Source organism: Enterobacter sp. EC_64 (assembly GCF_019584165.1).
Classification (GTDB): Bacteria; Pseudomonadota; Gammaproteobacteria; order Enterobacterales; family Enterobacteriaceae; genus Enterobacter; species Enterobacter roggenkampii.
The window spans coordinates 1-1,049 of the sequence record NZ_VDAS01000070.1; the positions used below are offsets into that span (position 1 = coordinate 1).

General features: G+C 38.9%; 1 protein-coding gene. It reads right to left on the reverse strand.

Annotated elements, in window-relative coordinates; genetic code table 11:
• Positions 1–260 precede the first annotated feature (260 nt).
• Positions 261–701: a hypothetical protein gene (locus tag FHC52_RS22475; RefSeq protein WP_032674392.1), complete on the reverse strand. Its 441-nt coding sequence runs from the start codon at positions 699–701 to the stop codon at positions 261–263.
• Positions 702–1,049: the final 348 nt, after the last annotated feature.

The following is a 1,049-nucleotide window of genomic DNA, read 5'->3' on the forward strand; positions in this document are numbered from 1 at the left end:
TACTGCTGAATTCACTGTCGGCGAAGGTAAGTTGATGACTCATGATGAACCCTGTTCCATGGCTCCAGATGACAAACATGATCTCATATCAGGGACTTGTTCGCACCTTCCCTAGTTTATCTACATGCTGAACGCCGAGTGGTTGAACAACATGCTGATGATTGGTCCTGTGGGCAAGAAGAACTGCCATTCTAAAAAATGCCCCTACACATTGACGGCCCCATTGAGTAGGACAGTTCATGTTATTGGGGCATATTCAATTACTTAATAAGTATTGTGTAAAATCTTCTTGTTTGTACTACTGCGACAATAAAGCACCCAATAGCAAAGCATATTTTCATACCATCTTCTATTGGGTGTACATTTAATACATTTCTAATTATAAAGTTGAACACTGAAAGCGTTACAAACCAATACAGTAGGAAATACAAAAATGAAAACAGGCGGCAAAGTATATTGCTACTTTTAATATCAAAAATCTTTGCTGTCAGTTTTGTTAATGGTGAGAAAAGCATCGCGATAAAACCAGGTATTATAGTAATTAGAAATATCGCAACAAACATCAAAGGCACTTTTACATATTCATTGCCATTTGGACCAATTATAATAATCAAACCAGTGACAGCCGTGATCAGCCCACCAATCAATAGTTCTTTCGTTCCCTCGAACATCTCAGAGATATTTTCAACAGTAATTTTCATTTTACCACTCTTCACTATAGGCAAGTTCTGAATGATAATATCATTTACAAATTGAAAAAGCCCTGTAGATTCACATCATAAAGGGCTTAGTACTGAAATTTTCAGATTACTTCGCTACTACCTGCCAGCGTCCACCAGGCTTTGTAATCTCATACTGGTATTGATCATCACACCATACATCTATACGGCCTGAGAAGTTCGCATTGCTAAACCTAGTGACTTTATCGCATGTGTGACCTGCCCCCACGATTAGATACAACACTCAGTTAGTAACGTCGGAATCTTCATTCTCAGAATGACCCTTTCTCCAGCCCGCTGCAAATTCAGACGGTGTCTGATAATTCAGCG

Excerpts from the sequence above, each read along its gene's own strand:
- FHC52_RS22475 (WP_032674392.1), bottom strand. The coding sequence starts at position 701 with ATGAAAATTACTGTTGAAAATATCTCTGAGATGTTCGAGGGAACGAAA.